The following is a 17,043-nucleotide window of genomic DNA, read 5'->3' as shown; positions in this document are numbered from 1 at the left end:
GCTCTAGACCAGCATGTCAGCTATGGCAATGAGCGATGACACGCCCTAGACTCGATGGGCGGTCTTTCCAATCCACCAGCTGGAAGTAAACCATGAACAACAATAATAGCCTGCTACGCCACATTCCGTGGCTGGCGCTGGCAGTCATAGGGGCCTGCGCGCTGGGTGTGGTAGCCCTGCGGCGCGGCGAGGCAATCAACGCCTTGTGGATCGTGGTCGCGGCAGTGGCCATCTACCTGGTTGCCTACCGCTACTACAGCCTGTTCATCGCCACCAAGGTGATGCAACTGGATCCCCGCCGGGCCACGCCCGCGGTACTCAACAACGATGGCCTGGACTACGTCCCGACCAACAAGCACATTCTCTTCGGCCACCACTTCGCCGCCATTGCCGGCGCCGGCCCGCTTGTGGGCCCGGTGCTCGCCGCGCAGATGGGCTACCTGCCCGGCACGCTGTGGCTGATCGCCGGCGTGGTGCTGGCTGGCGCGGTACAGGACTTCATGGTCCTGTTCCTCTCCACCCGCCGCAACGGCCGCTCGCTGGGTGATATGGTCCGCGAGGAGATGGGCCGCATCCCGGGCACCATCGCCCTGTTCGGCTGCTTCCTGATCATGATCATCATCCTCGCGGTGCTGGCGCTGATCGTGGTCAAGGCCCTGGCCGAGAGCCCGTGGGGCATGTTCACGGTAATGGCGACCATCCCGATCGCGATGTTCATGGGCATCTACATGCGCTACATCCGCCCGGGCCGCATCGGCGAGATCTCGGTCATCGGCGTGGTGCTGTTGCTGCTGTCGATCTGGCTGGGGGGCCAGATCGCCGCGGATCCGGTCTGGGGCCCGGCCTTCACCTTCACCGGCGTACAGATCACCTGGATGCTGGTCGGTTACGGTTTCGTCGCCGCCGTGCTGCCGGTATGGCTGGTGCTGGCGCCGCGCGACTACCTGTCGACCTTCCTCAAGATCGGCACCATCGTTGGCCTGGCCATCGGTATCCTGATCATCGCTCCCGAGCTGAAAATGCCGGCGCTGACCCAGTTCACCGACGGCACGGGCCCGGTGTGGAAGGGCACCCTGTTCCCGTTCCTGTTCATCACCATCGCCTGCGGCGCGGTGTCCGGCTTCCACGCGCTGATCTCCTCGGGGACCACGCCCAAGCTGCTGGACAACGAAACCAACGCCCGTTACATCGGCTACGGCGGCATGCTGATGGAGTCGTTCGTCGCCATCATGGCCATGGTGGCCGCTTCGGTGATCGAGCCGGGCGTGTACTTCGCCATGAACAGCCCGGCTGCAGTGGTCGGTGCCGACGTCGTCTCGGTGGCGCAAACGGTCAGCAGCTGGGGCTTCATGATCACCCCCGAGCAGCTTGAAGCCACCGCCCGTGACATCGGCGAACACACCATCCTGGCCCGTGCCGGGGGTGCGCCAACGCTGGCGGTGGGTATCGCGCAGATCCTGCACCAGGTACTGCCGGGTGAGAACACCATGGCGTTCTGGTACCACTTCGCGATCCTGTTCGAAGCGCTGTTCATCCTGACCGCCGTGGACGCCGGTACCCGTGCCGGGCGCTTCATGCTGCAGGACCTGCTGGGCAGCTTCGTGCCGGCGCTCAAGCGCACCGAGTCGTGGGGCGCCAACCTGCTCGCCACCGCCGGTTGCGTGGCGATGTGGGGCTACCTGCTGTATCAGGGCGTGATCGATCCGCTGGGTGGTATCAACACCTTGTGGCCGCTGTTCGGTATCTCCAACCAGATGCTGGCCGGTATCGCCCTGATGCTCGGTACCGTGGTGCTGATCAAGATGAAGCGCCAGCGCTACATCTGGGTCACCCTGGTGCCGGCTGTCTGGCTGCTGATCTGCACCACCGCCGCGGGCCTGATCAAGCTGTTCGACCCGAACCCGGCCGTTGGCTTCCTGGCTCTGGCCAAGAAGTACAGCACCGCCCTGGACGCAGGCCAGGTGCTGGCCCCGGCCAAGGACATCGGCCAGATGCAGCACGTGATCTTCAACGCCTACACCAACGCCGGCCTGACGATCCTGTTCCTGCTGGTGGTGTTCAGCATCCTGTTCTTCGCCCTCAAGGTCGGCTATGCCGCCTGGGGCCGCAAGGAGCGCAGCGACAAGGAAACCCCGTTCCAGGCTTTGCCTGACGCTTGAGAGGAATGCCGCGATGTTCAACGACTTGAGTCGACTGGGTAAGTACCTGGGGCAGGCAGCCCGCCTGATGGTCGGCATGCCCGACTACGACAACTACGTCGAGCACATGCAGACCAAGCACCCGGACAAGCCGGTGATGAGCTACGAGGCGTTCTTCCGCGAACGCCAGGAAGCGCGTTATGGTGGCAAGTCCGGGCCCAAGTGCTGTTGAACCCGCGACACGTGTGAATCAGTGGGAGCCCGGGCAACCGGGCTCCCACTTTCGTTTTCAGCTCCAGGAGACAACCGCGTGCAAACGCCGATTCCCGTTACCGTGCTGACCGGCTTCCTCGGCGCCGGCAAGACCACCCTGCTCAAACACATGCTCAAGGCCGAGCACGGCCTGAAGATCGCCGTGATCGAAAACGAGTTCAGCGAGGCCGGCATCGACAGCCAACTGCTGGGCGACGAACCGGTACAGGTCATGACCCTGGCCAACGGCTGCGTGTGCTGCAGCATCCATGGCGACCTGACCCGCGCCCTGTACCTGCTGCTGGAGCGCCTGGATGCCGGCGAGATCGCCTTCGACCGCCTGGTGATCGAGTGCACCGGCCTTGCCGACCCGGCGCCGGTGGCGCAGACCTTCTTTATCGATGAAGAGCTGCGTGAGCGCTACGTGCTCGACGGCATCATCACCCTGGTCGATGCCGTGCATGCCGAACTGCACCTGACCCAGGCCATTGCCCAGGCCCAGGTCGGCTTTGCCGACCGCCTGCTGCTGAGCAAGACAGACCTGGCCGAACCTGCGGCGGTGCAGGCCCTGGGCGAGCGCCTGGCCCGCATCAACGGCCGGGCGGCGATCCGCGTGGTCGAGCATGGGCGTATCGACTTGGCCGAACTGCTCGATGTGCGGGGCTTCAACCTCAACCCGGACCTGGGCATCAGCCTGAAACCGAGCCTGCGCCCGGTGCTCAAGCCCGCGACCCCGGACCGCATCGCCACCCTGGTGCTGCGCACCGATACACCGCTGGACATCGACCGGCTCAGTGACTTCATGAACGAGTTGCTGGAAGAGCACGGCAAACAGCTTCTGCGTTACAAAGGCGTGCTGAGTATCGCGGGTGAAGATCGCCGTTTGGTGTTCCAGGGAGTGCTCAAGCTGTACGGCTTTGACTGGGATGCCGAGTGGAAGGAAGGCGAGGGACGAGAAAGCGTGATGGTGTTTATCGGCGATGAGCTGCCAGAGGAGAAGATCCGGGCAGGTTTCGAGGCTTTGAGTGATGGGGCAGTCAGAAGCGTCTGACTTGTTAATGCCGTCTTATGGCGGCATTTTCTCCGCCTCAATGTCTTCGTGAGAGTGGGTCAAATGAATCGTCACATCGGGTCAAATTTCGATGACTTCCTTTTGGAAGAGGGTTTGGCTGAGGCGGTGTTGGGGCCAGCGTTGAAACGGGTGCTCATCTGGCAGCTGATACAAACCATCAAGCGCTGTCATGCATCAATACTCGACGTAGCCTCACAACGCCTGGACTCGCGCAGTTATTGACCGGGATTGGCGTGGAGACCACTAGCTGTGTGCCGTGACAGTTGTTTTGCCCATGAGGTCGAGCGCCGCATGACGCTCGCCAAGCACCCACAAAAAAGCCCGGCATCAAGCCGGGCTTTTTCACATCAGGCAACCGCCGATCAGTTGCCGTACACCGGCAGCTTCTTGCAGATGGCCTTGACCTTCTCACGCACGGCGTCGATCACCGCTTCGTTGTTCAGGTCAGCCAGGATGTCGCAGATCCAGCCGGCCAGCTCTTTGCACTCGGCTTCTTTGAAGCCACGAGTGGTCACGGCCGGGGTGCCGAAGCGCAGGCCCGAGGTGACGAACGGCGAACGTGGGTCGTTCGGTACCGAGTTCTTGTTGACGGTGATGAAGGCCTTGCCCAGGGCTGCGTCGGCGTCCTTACCGGAGATTTCCTGCTTGATCAGCGACAGCAGGAACAGGTGGTTCTGGGTGCCGCCGGAAACCACGTCGAAACCGCGCTCGATGAACACCGAGGCCATGGCCTGGGCGTTCTTCACCACTTGCTGCTGGTAAGCCTTGAACTCAGGCTGCAGGGCTTCCTTGAAGCAGATCGCCTTGGCGGCGATGACGTGCTCCAGCGGGCCGCCCTGGGCGCCTGGGAAGACGGCGGAGTTCAGCTTCTTCTCGATGTCGGCGTTGGCACGGGCCAGGATCAGGCCGCCACGTGGACCGCGCAAGGTCTTGTGGGTAGTGGTGGTGACCACGTCGGCGAACGGCACCGGGTTCGGGTATACGCCAGCGGCAACCAGGCCGGCAACGTGGGCCATGTCGACGAACAGGTAGGCACCGACCTTGTCGGCGATTTCGCGGAAGCGGGCGAAGTCCAGTACCTGCGAGTAGGCCGAGAAGCCGGCAACGATCATCTTCGGCTTGTGCTCGACCGCCAGGCGCTCGACTTCGTCGTAGTCGATCAGGCCGTTGCCGTCGATGCCGTACTGGATGGCGTTGTACAGCTTGCCCGACGAGCTTACCGAAGCACCGTGGGTCAGGTGGCCACCGTGGGCCAGGCTCATGCCCAGGATGGTGTCACCGGCCGACAGCAGCGCCAGGTAGACGGCGGCGTTGGCCTGGGAGCCGGCGTGCGGCTGGACGTTGGCGTAGTCGGCGCCGAACAGTTCTTTGGCGCGGTCGATGGCCAGTTGCTCGACCACGTCGACGTACTCGCAACCACCGTAGTAGCGCTTGCCTGGGTAGCCTTCGGCGTACTTGTTGGTCAGTACCGAACCCTGGGCTTCCATGACGGCGGGGCTAGTGTAGTTTTCCGAAGCGATCAGCTCGATATGCTCTTCCTGGCGCAGGGCTTCTTGCTGCATGGCTTCGAAGAGCTCGGCGTCGTACTTGGCAATGGTCAAATCACGGCTGAACATGGCGGTCCTCAAGGATCGGGCTGGATTGGGGGGGCATTCTAACCGATTGATTCGCGCCTGGCATATGAAGTGGCATCAAGTCGCGGACCAATGGGGCTCATGTTGCAGGCCGCGTGGTGACTGGGCTGGGCGGGGTGGAGGAGTTGACTCAAAGGTCCGTTTTTCAAGGCGGACCTGCGCCGCGCCGCCGACCCTGTGGGAGGGGGTTACCCGCGAAGCAGCCAGCGCGGTGCATGGCACCGGCTTCGCCGGTGTTCGCGGCGGTTCGACGCTTCGATAAACCCGCTTCCACAGGACTGCCGACATCGACTTACTGGAACATGAACAACGTCTCGTTGCTGAACTGCGCCTCGAACTGGTTGGCCGGCATCGGCCGGCCGAACAGGTAGCCCTGCACCTCGTCGCACCCATGCTCGCGCAGGAATTCCAGTTGCTCATGGGTCTCCACACCTTCGGCGATCACCGCCAGGTTGAGGCTGTGGGCCATGGCGATGATCGCCCGGGCGATCTGCGCGTCCTGTTCGCCTTCGGGCAAGCCATCGACGAAGGTGCGGTCGATCTTCAACACGTCGATGGGGAACTGCTTGAGGTAGTTGAGCGACGAGTAACCGGTGCCGAAGTCGTCTACCGCGATGCTCAGGCCAAGGTTCTTGAGGCTGTCGAGGATCTGCATGGCCTCGTGGACCTCGCGCATCAGGATGCTTTCGGTCAGTTCCAGCTCCAGGCATGCCGGCGGCAGGCCGGTCTCTTCCAGGATGGTGGCGATGCGCGTGCCAAGCTGGCCATCGGAGAACTGCCGGGCAGAGATGTTCACCGACACTTTCGGCACCCGCACCTTGGCCACATGCCAGGCCTTGAGCTGGCGGCTGGCCTCGCGCAGCACCCAGTCGCCGACGTCCACCACCAGCCCCAGTTCCTCGATCACCGGGATGAAGTCGCCCGGCGGTACCAGGCCACGGGTCGGGTGGCGCCAGCGCAGCAGCGCCTCGGCGCCGGTCAGGCGCTTGCCGTCGCCGCTGAACTGCGGCTGGTAATAGAGGATGAACTCGTTCTGCTCCAGGGCGTGGCGCAGGTCGCTCTCCAGCTCCAGGCGCTCCAGGGCGCTGGCGTTCATGTCCGCCTGGTAGAACTGGAAGTTGTTCTTGCCGCGCTCCTTGGCGTGGTACATGGCGGTGTCGGCGTTCTTCATCAACTGGCTCAGCTCGCTGCCGTCCTGTGGGCTGAGGGCGATGCCGATGCTGGCGGTGACGAAGAACTCGCGGTTCTCCAGCACGAACGGGGTCACCAGGCTGCCGAGGATGTTCTCGGCAACATGGATGGCGCGGTTGAGCGCCAGTTCGCGGGTAGCCCTGGGCTGCAGCAGCAGGGTGAATTCATCGCCCCCCATGCGCGCCACGGTGTCGTCGTCGTCGACGCAGGCCAGCAGGCGCTCGGCCATGTCCTTGAGCATGCGATCGCCCGCGGCGTGGCCGAGGGAGTCGTTGATCGGCTTGAAACGGTCGAGGTCGAGGAACATCAGCACCACCCAGGCCTTTTGCCGCTCCGCCTGCTGCAGGGCGGTGTACAGGCGGTCCTGGAACAGCGTGCGGTTGGGCAGGTGGGTGAGGGCGTCGTAGTAGGCCAGGCGGTGGATGCGCTGTTCGCTGGCCTTGCGCTCGCTGATGTCGGTGAAGAAGCACACGTAACTGGCCAGGTCGCCTTCGTCGTCGAGTACCGCGGTGATGCCGACCCAGGCCGGATAATGTTCGCCGTTGCGGCGCTTGAGGAACACTTCGCCCTCCCAGCTGCCGCGCTGGTTGAGCTGCTTGAGCACGTAGCCCAGGTGGGCATCTTGCTGGTGTTCGACGGTGAGCATGCCCGGCAACTGGTCGAGCACTTCGGCGACCGCATAGCCGCTGACCCGGCTGAACGCCTCGTTGGCCTGGACGATGTAGCCGGCCGGGTCGGTAATCAGGATCGCCGAGGTAGAGTGCTCGAACACCGTCGCCGCCATGCGCAGGTCCTTCTCGGCACGGCGCTGCTGGCTGATGTCGCGGCCGACGCCAAGCACGCCCTCGAAGCGCTCATGCTCGTCCCACACCAGCACCAGGCGCAGCTCGATGGGGATCTTGCGGCCGTCGGCGCGCAGGCAGTCGAACAGGAACAGTTGCGTGGGCAGGGTGGTGCGCAGATGGGCCAGCTGCTGCTGGTCGCCGAGGGCCTTGCTGACCCGCTCCATCAGGCCATAGACGCCAGTGAGCTGGGCCGGGTTGGCGACGACCGATTGCCAGCCGTTGGCGAAGATCCAGTCGGCCTCGTAGCCGAGTACCGCCTGCACCGAAGGGCTGACGTAGTTGAGCTGCAGCAGGCTGTCGGTGGAGAAGATCACGTCGCTGATGCTTTCGGCGAGCATGCGGTAGCGCTGCTCGCTGTCGCGCAGCGACTCGCTGGCCTCGATCTGCACGGTGACGTCCTTGCCGATACCGATGATGCGGGTGATCAGGCCGTCGCTGTCGCGGGTCAGTACTTGCTCGCGAATTTCGTAGCAGCGCCAGCCGCCGTCGCGGTGGCGGAAACGCAGTTGGCAGTGCAACGACTGTTCACGGTTGCTGTCCAGTTGTTGCCGGCGCAGTGCTTGGTAATGCTCGGCATCCTCGGGGTGCAGCAACAGCTCCCAGAAACGTTCGCCCATCTGCGCAAGCTCGGCGCGGTCGTAGCCCAGGGTCTGGCCGAGGTGGCGATTGCTGAAGATCATCCGCTGGCTGTACACGTCCTGCACGTAAAGCTGGTCGGGCACGGTGCGGACCACGTCCGACCAGAAGCTCTCGCGTTCGAGCAGCGACAGCTCCACCTGCTTGCGGCTGGTGATGTCGCTGATGCTCAGGATTACCGCCTGGTAGTCGCGGCGTTGCTGCGGCAGGCGCACCATCAGCCACAGGTGCAGCTCGCCGCCCAGGGGGGCTGGCAGGCGCACTTCCAGTTCGAGCTGGCTGCGTTCCTCGATCAGCGCGTCGATCAGTTGCATGCCAACGCTGTCGAGGCCATTGCCGCTGCCGTCGATCAGGCGCTGCCAGGCGCCTTCATTGCACTCGACGTTGAGCAACTGACGGGCGACCTGGTTGATTTCAGTGATCTTCAGCTCGGCCAGCAGCGAGCGGCGCAGGTTCGGGTCCAGGGCCAGGCTGTGCTTGAGCGCGGCGCGGTTGCGCAGGTGGTAACGGTCGAGCTGGCCGGGCAGGCTGGAGAGATCGAGCACGCACAGGGCGACACCGCTGCCCTCGAAGATTTCCTGGTAGCGCCGGCGGTCTTCCTGCAGGGCACGCTGGCGGCGGCGCATGTTGATCAGTGCCAGCACCGGTAGCAAGGCGCAGAACAGCACCAGCACGCATTTGCCGATCAGCGCCGGGAGCAACTTGCCACGGGCCAGGCCTGCGTCGAACAGGCCGCGCAGCTGCCAGCTGCTGTTGTCGATGTAGGCCAGCATCACGCTCTGCAGCGGCTCGTCGCTGGTGGCGGTCGGGCCGTGGCGCTCGATCACCTCGCCGTTGCGGCTGTTCTCCAGCAACCACAACGGCTGGCCGTGACCATCCAGGTGCTGGGCCAGCTCTTTGTAGTAGTCGGGGCTCATGCGCAGCAGCCAGTAGCCGCGGTCCTGCTCGGCGGGCTGGCGCAGCAGCAGGTAGATAATCTTGTTGTCCGGGGCGTTGGTATAGAAGAAGGCGCGCCCCTGGTTCAGTTGCAGCAGCTCGTCAATCAAAGGGCGGTCGTGACTGGCGGCCTGGGTGTCGGCCAAGGTCTGGCCATTGCTGTCCAGCCAGGCCACTTGCTGCAGGGCAGGCAGGCGAGCCTGCAATGTTTCGAGCAGGGTCGGCAGGGCGGCAGGCGCCGGGGTTTTGACGTAGGGCTGGACCAGGTTCAGCGCTTGCTGTGCCTTGAGCGCCATGTTCAGGCTCAGATGGTCGGCCAGTTCCGCGCTGGTCGTCAGGCTTTGCTGGCGAAGGTCGGCCTGGGTGTGGCGAAACTGGGTGAACAGTTGCCACAGCAGCAGGCCCAGCAACACCAGCGCCAGCAGGGCCAGCGCCCCTTTCAGTGAGCCACGCAGATGTGTGCCGGCCTTGGCAGCAGCGGGGCGCAGGGGTGACGGATGCGTGAGATTGGTCAAGCGTTGGTCCTGCGATTGGGCTGACGGCAGGGAGGGCGCATGCACGGCGCATGCCGTGGCCAGGCAAGCCGTCGGGCGCACTATAAGCCGCTTATGTGAAGCCGCCTAGCATGCCTTCAAACATGGCAAAGTGCCAGTGGGTGTGAGCGCAGCCGGTCATGCCGGTTCGGCAAGCCCCTGCATCCTGTGCGAGAATGCAGGCCGCTTCATAGTCAACGCATCGGAGAAGTAAGGTTTTGGTTACCCACTATTCCACCAATGGTCTGGATTCCGCTTGCGGGCGCAGCAGTCAGACCCTGGTCAGCACTGCCGCGGCCGAGGACGTATCCTGCAAGACCTGCCAGCGCTCGCTGGCCAAGCCGGACGCGGCGGCTGCCAACCTGAACAAGACGCCGTCGCTGGCTGAGCTGCGCAAGTCGGCCAAGGCCGCCAAGGCCGCTGCCGAGCCTGTCGCCGAGGTGGCCGCGCAAGCTGTAGTCAAACCTGCCGCACCCGCCAAGGTTGCGAGCAAACCGGCCGCCAAGGCTGTTGAAAAGCCTGCCCGCAGCGGCGGCTTCAGCGTCAAGTCGGCCTGGGCCGCACGCCTGGCCGAGCAGTCGGACCGTTGCCGCCTGCCGCGTGGCAAGGCCAGGCAGTCGCACGTCTGAGGCCCCTCATCGTAGGGTAATCCCGCTCCTACAAGCATGACCGTGGGAGCGGGCTTGCTCCGCGATAGCCGCAAAGCGGCCCCTGCCTGCCATCTACCCCATCTGTGCAACGCCACGACTTGGCGTAGAATGGCCCACTTTGTTCAATGACACCCCGTAAACACATCCCCCGGGCAACCGCCTCGGGCGTACGTCGATGTCTTTACCTATCTGATAGAGGGCTTGGTTTTGGCTCAATACGTCTACACCATGCATCGGCTGAGCAAGGTCGTGCCGCCGAAGCGGGAAATTCTCAAGAATATTTCCCTGTCGTTCTTCCCGGGCGCCAAGATTGGCGTGCTTGGCCTGAACGGCGCGGGTAAATCGACGCTGCTGCGCATCATGGCGGGCGTCGACAAGGAATTCGACGGCGAAGCCCGTCCGATGCCCGACATCAACGTCGGCTACCTGCCCCAGGAGCCGCAGCTGGACCCCACCAAGACCGTGCGTGAGGTGGTCGAGGAAGCGGTCAGCGTGATCAAGGACGCCCAGGCCCGCCTGGATGAGGTTTACGCCGCCTACGCCGACCCGGACGCCGACTTCGACAAGCTGGCCGCCGAACAGGCCAAGCTCGAAGCCATCCTGCAGGCCGCCGACGGCCACAACCTGGAGCGCCAGCTGGACGTCGCCGCCGACGCCCTGCGCCTGCCGGCCTGGGATGCGAAGATCGAGCACCTGTCCGGTGGCGAAAAGCGCCGCGTGGCCCTGTGCCGCCTGCTGCTGTCGGCCCCCGACATGCTGCTGCTGGACGAACCGACCAACCACCTGGACGCCGACTCGGTGGCTTGGCTTGAGCGCTTCCTGCACGACTTCCCCGGCACCGTGGTGGCGATCACCCACGACCGTTACTTCCTCGACAACGTCGCCGGCTGGATCCTCGAACTGGACCGCGGCGCCGGCATCCCGTACGAAGGCAACTACTCGGGCTGGCTGGAGGCCAAGTCGGACCGTCTGGCCCAGGAATCCAAGCAGCAGAGCGCCCACGAGAAGGCCATGAAAGAGGAACTGGAGTGGGTGCGCAAAGGCGCCAAGGCCCGCCAGTCCAAATCCAAGGCTCGTCTGCAGCGCTTCGAAGAGATGCAGTCGCAGGAGTTCCAGAAGCGTTCCGAGACCAACGAAATCTACATCCCGGCCGGCCCGCGCCTGGGCGACAAGGTCATCGAGTTCAAGAACGTCACCAAAGGCTACGGCGACCGCGTGCTGATCGACAACCTGTCGTTCGCCATGCCTAAAGGCGCCATCGTCGGCGTGATCGGTGGTAACGGTGCCGGTAAGTCGACCCTGTTCCGCATGCTGATGGGCAAGGAGCAGCCGGACTCGGGCAGCATCGAGATCGGCGAAACCGTGCAACTGGCCTGCGTCGACCAGAGCCGTGAGGACCTGGACGGTGGCAAGACCGTGTTCCAGCAGGTGTCCGATGGCTCCGACATGATCAAGATCGGCAACTACGAGATCCCGTCGCGCACCTACGTCGGCCGTTTCAACTTCAAAGGTGGCGACCAGCAGAAGTTCGTCAAGGACCTGTCCGGTGGTGAGCGTGGCCGCCTGCACCTGGCCCTGACCTTGAAAGAGGGCGGCAACGTCCTGCTGCTCGACGAACCGTCCAACGACCTCGATGTCGAGACCCTGCGTTCGCTGGAAGAAGCCCTGCTGGACTTCCCGGGCGCGGCCATCGTGATCTCTCACGATCGTTGGTTCCTGGACCGTGTGGCCACCCACATCCTGGCGTACGAAGACGATTCGAGCGTGGTGTTCTTCGAAGGCAACTACACCGAGTACGAAGCCGATCGCAAGAAGCGCCTGGGCGATGCCGCTGCCCAGCCGCACCGTGTGCGTCACAAGAAACTGGCTCAGTAAGCCGGTTTTGGTTGCACAAGAATGGGGCCCTCAGGGGCCCCATTTTTGTGCCTGGCTGGAAAGTGGCAGTGGCCTTTTCGCGGGCAAGCCCGCTCCCACAGGTACAGCGCAGCTGTTCAGCGTGGCGCCGCCCCTGTGGGAGCGGGCTTGCCCGCGAAGAGGTCAAAACAGCACTCAAGTTTGTATACAGTTATAGAAAACGCACCAAATAATTTCATAAAAACGACATCTCGCCCTGTTCCAGTGCGATTGGTTCTTGGTACATTCCCGAAAAAACCAATAAACAATCCCTCTTGGTGAGATGTCTACCATGATCGAATCTGTCGACGCCTTCCTGGCCCGTCTGCAACAGCGCGACCCTGCCCAGCCCGAGTTCCACCAGGCAGTGGAAGAGGTGCTGCGCAGCCTGTGGCCCTTCCTCGAAGCCAACCCTCACTACCTCAAGGCGGGCATCCTCGAGCGCATGGTCGAGCCCGAGCGTGCCGTGCTGTTTCGCGTGTCGTGGGTGGATGACCAGGGCAAGGTCCAGGTCAACCGCGGCTACCGCATCCAGATGAGCAGCGCTATCGGCCCGTACAAGGGGGGCCTGCGCTTCCACCCGTCGGTGAACCTGGGCGTGCTCAAGTTCCTGGCCTTCGAGCAGGTGTTCAAGAACTCGCTGACCTCGCTGCCCATGGGCGGTGGCAAGGGTGGTTCGGACTTCGACCCGAAGGGCAAGAGCGATGCTGAAGTGATGCGCTTCTGCCAGGCGTTCATGAGCGAGCTGTACCGCCACATCGGTGCCGACCTAGACGTGCCGGCTGGTGACATCGGCGTGGGCGCACGCGAGATCGGCTTCATGTTCGGCCAGTACAAGCGCCTGGCCAACCAGTTCACCTCGGTGCTGACCGGCAAGGGCATGACCTACGGCGGCAGCCTGATCCGCCCGGAGGCCACCGGATTTGGCTGCGTGTATTTCGCCGAAGAGATGCTCAAGCGCCAGGACAAGCGTATCGATGGCCGCCGCGTGGCGATCTCGGGTTCGGGCAACGTTGCCCAGTACGCCGCGCGCAAGGTCATGGACCTGGGTGGCAAGGTGATCTCGCTGTCCGACTCCGAAGGCACGCTGTTCTGCGAAGCCGGTTTGAGCGACGCTCAGTGGGATGCGCTGATGGAGCTGAAGAACGTCAAGCGTGGCCGCCTCAGCGAGCTGGCCACGCAGTACGGCCTGGAGTTCCGCAAGGGCCAGACGCCATGGGCCTTGCCGTGCGACATCGCCCTGCCGTGCGCCACCCAGAACGAACTGAACGCCGAAGACGCCCGCACCCTGCTGCGCAACGGCTGCATCTGCGTGGCCGAAGGCGCCAATATGCCAACCACCCTCGACGCTGTGGATATCTTCATCGAGGCCGGCATTCTCTATGCGCCGGGCAAGGCGTCCAACGCCGGCGGCGTGGCTGTGTCGGGCCTTGAGATGTCACAGAACGCCATGCGCCTGCTGTGGACCGCGGGCGAGGTGGACAGCAAGCTGCACAACATCATGCAGTCGATCCACCATGCGTGCGTGCACTATGGCCAGGAAGAGGATGGCAGCATCAACTACGTCAAGGGCGCCAACATCGCCGGCTTCGTCAAAGTCGCCGATGCCATGCTGGCGCAGGGCGTGGTCTGATGTGAGACCGCCGGGGCCGCTTTGCGGCCCGCTCGCGGCACAAGGCCGCTCCTACAGAGGAACGCGATTCCCTTGTAGGAGCGGCCTTGCCGGGGCGCCGGACCGGCCGGAAAGGGCCGTGAAACGGCCCCGGCAATTTCAGCTTTCACCTTTGATCTCGACCACTTCGATCATCTGATCCCCCGCCGGTCGTCGCCACAGCACTTCATCCCCAGGCCCGGCCCCCAGCAGCGCCCGCCCCAGCGGCGATCCCCAGTTGATCAACCCCTGCGTTGCATCGGCCTGATCTTCACCCACCAGTTGCACCTGATGCTCCCGACCGTCTTCATCGACAAACCGCACCCGGCTGCCAATCTGCACCTTCTCAGAAGACGTGGCAGCGGGCACCACCTGGGCGCTCTGCACCCGGGCAGTGAAGTAACGCAGGTCGCGTTCGGTATCCGCTAACTGTTGTTTGTCGGCGTGTTCACCCTGGGCCTGCAACTCGCCACGCCGCGCATTGAGCACGGCCACCCGCTGCTGCAACTGGGCAAGGCCCGTGGCAGTGACATAGTTGGGCTGGTCGCTGACCCGCCGTTCCACCGGCTGGTCAGCCTGTGCGGCGGCCTGGTCCTCGTTGACGAATGCTCGGCTCATGCGGGGCCTCCTTGTGCTGGAGACCATGGTGGCAGGTCGTGGGTTGCAGCGGTTGTCCGTTTGCGACGTCAGTTGTGGCGATAGGCGCGGGCGGCGCCCTGGTCCTTCTCGCGCTGCCAGTCGCGGTCGCGCTCGTCCCAATAGCGGTCATGGTACTGGCGCTGTTCTTCGCTGTTCTGCATGGCCTGGCATTGGCGGAAGCCGTCGTCCCAGCCGCTTTCGTACTGGCGGTTGTGCAGGTAGCGCGGGACGTCCTTGCGAAAATCGCCGGCCATCAGCCCGGCGGCCTGGCGGCCGCTGCTGCAGCCGTCCTGGAAACCGTCGGCGTAGGCGGGGGGATAACCCTGATTGACCATCTGTTCGTGAGTGGTTTCGCAGCCTGCCAACAGCAACAGGACAGACAGGCCCAGCCAGTACCGCGACATATCCACAAGACCTTTGGAGTGATGGTGGAGAGTCTAGGGGGTGGTTTGTCGGGCCAATGTCAAAACAGTGTCAAAGAGTCGGTGGGGCAAGCCCGCTTCCACGCCCTGGCGTGGGAGCGGGCTTGCCCCGCGAGGTATCAATACTGATACCACTTCAACTCCAGCATCACTTCGTTCTGCGCCGTGGCCAGATGGCTGAACTGGCGCGAGGCGCTCAGTCTTAACCCCAGGTCCCGGCTGATCTCCCACTGCTGGTTCAGGCTCACGCTGCGCCGCACCTCGCCATTGGCGAAGTAGTCGCCCTTGGCCTCCAGCGTCAGGTTGCCCAGGCCGTTGCGCCACAACAGGCCGCCATTGAAGCCGGCCGCCGGTGAGACGAATTCGGCGAAGTCGTTGTGATGCTCCACGCGCAGCGTGCCCAGGGCAAAGCCCAGCAGTTCATCACTCAGTTGCCAGGTACCGCCGGCACCACCGTTGACGTGGCTGACCAGCACTTCGTCATCATGCTTGCCCGGCACCCGTTCCAGCCCGCCCGCCACCTGCCACGACCAGGGCTTGAGCAGCTCATTGCGCGGCGTCAGCGAACGAATGGTGGCCAGGTCCAGGCGCTGCACCTGCCAGTCGTTGCCTTCGTACTGGCGCAGCTTGAGCTGGAGGATCTCGATCTGCGCGCCGAGGGGGAAGCTGTACAGGTTGTCGTTAAGGTCGTGGTAGGCCATGCGCAGGCCATATTCGGCGTAGGCGCGGTCATCACGGGTGCCGACGCCCAACTGCCAGGTGCGTGACTGGTGGCCATCCTCCGGCAGGCCGGGGCGCTCGATCTGCAGCGGCGGCGGTGGGTTACGATTGATCGCCCTGAGCAGCTCGAAGCTGCGCGTGGCCTGGGCCGGGTCGCGCTCCTGGCCGTTGGCCCGGTAGCGTTCCAGGCGGTAGGCGGCGTCTTGTACCAAGGCCTGGCGGTCATGGGGCAGGGCGGTGAATTCGGGGCTGCGCAACTGTTCGGTGTTGGCGCTGAGGGCCAGTACCTGCTGCTTTTCCGGTGCGTCCAGCGGCTCGGCGCGGGCCAGCAGTTCGCGCTCGCGCGACGGGCGATAGCGCACGTCGGTCACCAGCCCGGACTGTTTGACTGCCTTGACCGTGTCGGTGGGAATGGCGGTCAGAGGGAACTGCGAGGTGAGGTCCAGGCTCGGGCGCGCCACCTGCAGCAGTTCAAGCAGGCGGTAGGAGCAGTTTTCGTCGAAGAAGAAATAGTCGAACTTGATCTGCTTGAGTTCCCACACATGCTCGACCATGCGCCCGGTCTCTTCCGGCGTCAGGTCCAGCTGGTACTCCCACAGGTCGCGGTTCTCCAGGCTGCGGTACTCGGAGAGCTTTTCCTGGTAGGGCATGATCGCGAACAGCCCGGGGTAACCACCCATCAGGCCTTTCCAGGCGTACAGGATGCTGTTGTCGCTGCCTTCGATGTAGGCGCCGAAGTTGATCGCGTAGCTGAGCAGCGTGGTGTCGTCGCGGCGGGTGTTGGACTGGTCGATGCGCAGCAAGGTGTGGCCGAACATCGACGACGGGCTGTTGAGGTAGGCCGCCGGGAAGATCAGCGTCGCGCTGTGCGGGTCGATCGACTTGTACCAGGTGGCGAACTCCTGGCAATCCGGCCTCGGCAGGTCGGTCAGGCCGAGCTGTTCCTTCAGCCAGCGAGTGCGCGCCGGAAACACGCACTGCGGGTGCTTGTCGCCCAGGCTCGCCTGGGCGTATAGCGCCTCGACAGTGGCCTTGAGCTCCTGGTCCGGGTGGTGTGCGCCGTCCTCGGCGAGAAAGAAGCGCCTATCGTCCACATAGCTGCGCCAGCCGCCGAGCTTGGCGGTTTCGTAATGGCCCAGGGCGATCCAGTAGGGCGTGGCGGCCAGCTGTTGCAAGCGGGCCGGGTCGAGCTGTGGTGCGGCGTGCAGCGGTGCGCTGACGATCAGCGCCAGGGTAGCGAGGCGTTTGAGCATGTCGGGCAACTACATCCTGATGATGCCGGAAGGTGAATCGCCAAACCCGCCCCACTGAAGGGGGCGGGAGGCGCGGGACTCATGCCTCGGTGGCGTACTTGGCCAGTTGCGGGTCGCTCTTGAGCACCGCCAGGGTGTTGCTGTGGACGGTCTCGGCGGTGACGTCGGCGCTGCTGAAGATCTGCTGGAAATGCTCGTGGGTGACGGCGGCGAAATGCGCGCGGTCTTCAGGCGCCACGCCGAGGACCACGGCGTAGGTGGTCAATGCCTCGCCATTGCCCTTGGCCATGTCTTCGGACAGTTCGTTCATCATGCCATTCATGGCGAACCACGACTTGCCGCCATAGGTGAGGGAGGCTTTGGTCGAGCAGCCGTTGGTGCCCGAGGTCATGCCGAAGGTGGCGTTGCCGGATGTGCCGTTGGTGGTGGAGGCCAGGAAGTGGGCCGGGGTGCCGCGCTGGCCCTCGAACAGCATGTTGCCCCAGCCGCAGTTCGGGCCTCCCGGCGCTTCGGCCATGGCGTTGATAGAGACAGCGGCGAACAGGGTACCCAGAAGAATCCGTTTCATAGCGTTGTTC

12 protein-coding genes and 1 pseudogene are annotated in these 17,043 nt (G+C 64.0%); 7 read left to right on the top strand and 6 right to left on the bottom strand.

Annotated features, from left to right (window positions below; genetic code table 11):
- Positions 1-92 precede the first annotated feature (92 nt).
- The 4 genes and pseudogenes from L6D77_RS02710 to L6D77_RS02695 form a co-directional block, all read left to right on the top strand.
- A complete protein-coding gene (locus tag L6D77_RS02710; RefSeq protein WP_232881924.1) occupies positions 93-2,159 on the top strand; it encodes a carbon starvation CstA family protein in 2,067 nt (688 codons plus the stop codon).
- Positions 2,160-2,172: 13 nt separating this feature from the next.
- Entirely contained in the window at positions 2,173-2,370 is a 198-nt protein-coding gene (locus tag L6D77_RS02705) for a YbdD/YjiX family protein (protein WP_110994698.1), read from the top strand.
- Positions 2,371-2,448: 78 nt separating this feature from the next.
- Positions 2,449-3,441, top strand: a complete 993-nt coding sequence (gene yjiA / locus L6D77_RS02700) for a GTPase (protein WP_232881926.1) — start codon at positions 2,449-2,451, stop codon at positions 3,439-3,441.
- Between the two features lie 63 nt (positions 3,442-3,504).
- Positions 3,505-3,607: pseudogene (locus tag L6D77_RS02695) on the top strand (Fis family transcriptional regulator); the annotation flags it as partial.
- A 217-nt stretch (positions 3,608-3,824) separates the two neighbouring features.
- Here L6D77_RS02695 and glyA read toward each other — a convergent pair.
- Both glyA and L6D77_RS02685 read right to left on the bottom strand, forming a co-directional pair.
- On the bottom strand, positions 3,825-5,078 hold the full coding sequence (glyA, locus tag L6D77_RS02690) for a serine hydroxymethyltransferase (protein ID WP_110996555.1): 1,254 nt from the start codon (positions 5,076-5,078) through the stop codon (positions 3,825-3,827).
- Between the two features lie 310 nt (positions 5,079-5,388).
- Complete coding sequence (locus L6D77_RS02685) at positions 5,389-9,219, bottom strand: sensor domain-containing protein (RefSeq protein WP_232881928.1); 3,831 nt, start codon at positions 9,217-9,219, stop codon at positions 5,389-5,391.
- Positions 9,220-9,455: 236 nt separating this feature from the next.
- Here L6D77_RS02685 and L6D77_RS02680 point away from each other — a divergent pair, with 236 nt between their 5' ends.
- From L6D77_RS02680 to gdhA, 3 genes are all read left to right on the top strand, one after another.
- Positions 9,456-9,866 (top strand): hypothetical protein, encoded by a 411-nt coding sequence (locus L6D77_RS02680; protein WP_232881930.1) that lies wholly within the window; start codon positions 9,456-9,458, stop codon positions 9,864-9,866.
- A gap of 228 nt (positions 9,867-10,094) precedes the next feature.
- Entirely contained in the window at positions 10,095-11,762 is a 1,668-nt protein-coding gene (gene ettA, locus L6D77_RS02675) for an energy-dependent translational throttle protein EttA (protein ID WP_232881932.1), read from the top strand.
- Positions 11,763-12,072: 310 nt separating this feature from the next.
- Positions 12,073-13,413, top strand: coding sequence for an NADP-specific glutamate dehydrogenase (gdhA, locus tag L6D77_RS02670; RefSeq protein ID WP_232881933.1), 1,341 nt, complete (start codon positions 12,073-12,075; stop codon positions 13,411-13,413).
- A gap of 138 nt (positions 13,414-13,551) precedes the next feature.
- Here gdhA and L6D77_RS02665 read toward each other — a convergent pair whose 3' ends face one another.
- From L6D77_RS02665 to L6D77_RS02650, 4 genes are all read right to left on the bottom strand, one after another.
- Entirely contained in the window at positions 13,552-14,049 is a 498-nt protein-coding gene (locus tag L6D77_RS02665) for a GreA/GreB family elongation factor (protein ID WP_232881934.1), read from the bottom strand.
- Between the two features lie 68 nt (positions 14,050-14,117).
- A complete protein-coding gene (locus L6D77_RS02660; RefSeq protein WP_232881936.1) occupies positions 14,118-14,474 on the bottom strand; it encodes a hypothetical protein in 357 nt (118 codons plus the stop codon).
- A 137-nt stretch (positions 14,475-14,611) separates the two neighbouring features.
- Positions 14,612-16,465, bottom strand: a complete 1,854-nt coding sequence (locus L6D77_RS02655; RefSeq protein WP_232881938.1) for an Lnb N-terminal periplasmic domain-containing protein — start codon at positions 16,463-16,465, stop codon at positions 14,612-14,614.
- A gap of 79 nt (positions 16,466-16,544) precedes the next feature.
- The gene (locus L6D77_RS02650; RefSeq protein WP_232881940.1) at positions 16,545-17,033 is read right to left on the bottom strand and encodes a DUF3015 domain-containing protein; all 489 of its coding nucleotides are present in this window, start codon (positions 17,031-17,033) and stop codon (positions 16,545-16,547) included.
- Positions 17,034-17,043: the final 10 nt, after the last annotated feature.

Origin of the sequence: Pseudomonas parasichuanensis (assembly GCF_021601385.1) — a bacterium.
GTDB classification, from domain to species: domain Bacteria; phylum Pseudomonadota; class Gammaproteobacteria; order Pseudomonadales; family Pseudomonadaceae; genus Aquipseudomonas; species Aquipseudomonas parasichuanensis.
Note: the sequence above shows the minus strand (reverse complement) of the source record. Positions and strands in the feature narration are given on the sequence as shown.

What these genes read in the sequence shown, in the direction of transcription:
- L6D77_RS02655 (WP_232881938.1), bottom strand. Translation starts at nt 16,465, where the DNA reads ATGCTCAAACGCCTCGCTACCCTGGCGCTGATCGTCAGCGCACCGCTG.
- L6D77_RS02660 (WP_232881936.1), bottom strand. Translation starts at nt 14,474, where the DNA reads ATGTCGCGGTACTGGCTGGGCCTGTCTGTCCTGTTGCTGTTGGCAGGC.
- gdhA (WP_232881933.1), top strand. Translation starts at nt 12,073, where the DNA reads ATGATCGAATCTGTCGACGCCTTCCTGGCCCGTCTGCAACAGCGCGAC.
- L6D77_RS02665 (WP_232881934.1), bottom strand. Translation starts at nt 14,049, where the DNA reads ATGAGCCGAGCATTCGTCAACGAGGACCAGGCCGCCGCACAGGCTGAC.
- L6D77_RS02710 (WP_232881924.1), top strand. Translation starts at nt 93, where the DNA reads ATGAACAACAATAATAGCCTGCTACGCCACATTCCGTGGCTGGCGCTG.
- L6D77_RS02650 (WP_232881940.1), bottom strand. Translation starts at nt 17,033, where the DNA reads ATGAAACGGATTCTTCTGGGTACCCTGTTCGCCGCTGTCTCTATCAAC.
- glyA (WP_110996555.1), bottom strand. Translation starts at nt 5,078, where the DNA reads ATGTTCAGCCGTGATTTGACCATTGCCAAGTACGACGCCGAGCTCTTC.
- L6D77_RS02705 (WP_110994698.1), top strand. Translation starts at nt 2,173, where the DNA reads ATGTTCAACGACTTGAGTCGACTGGGTAAGTACCTGGGGCAGGCAGCC.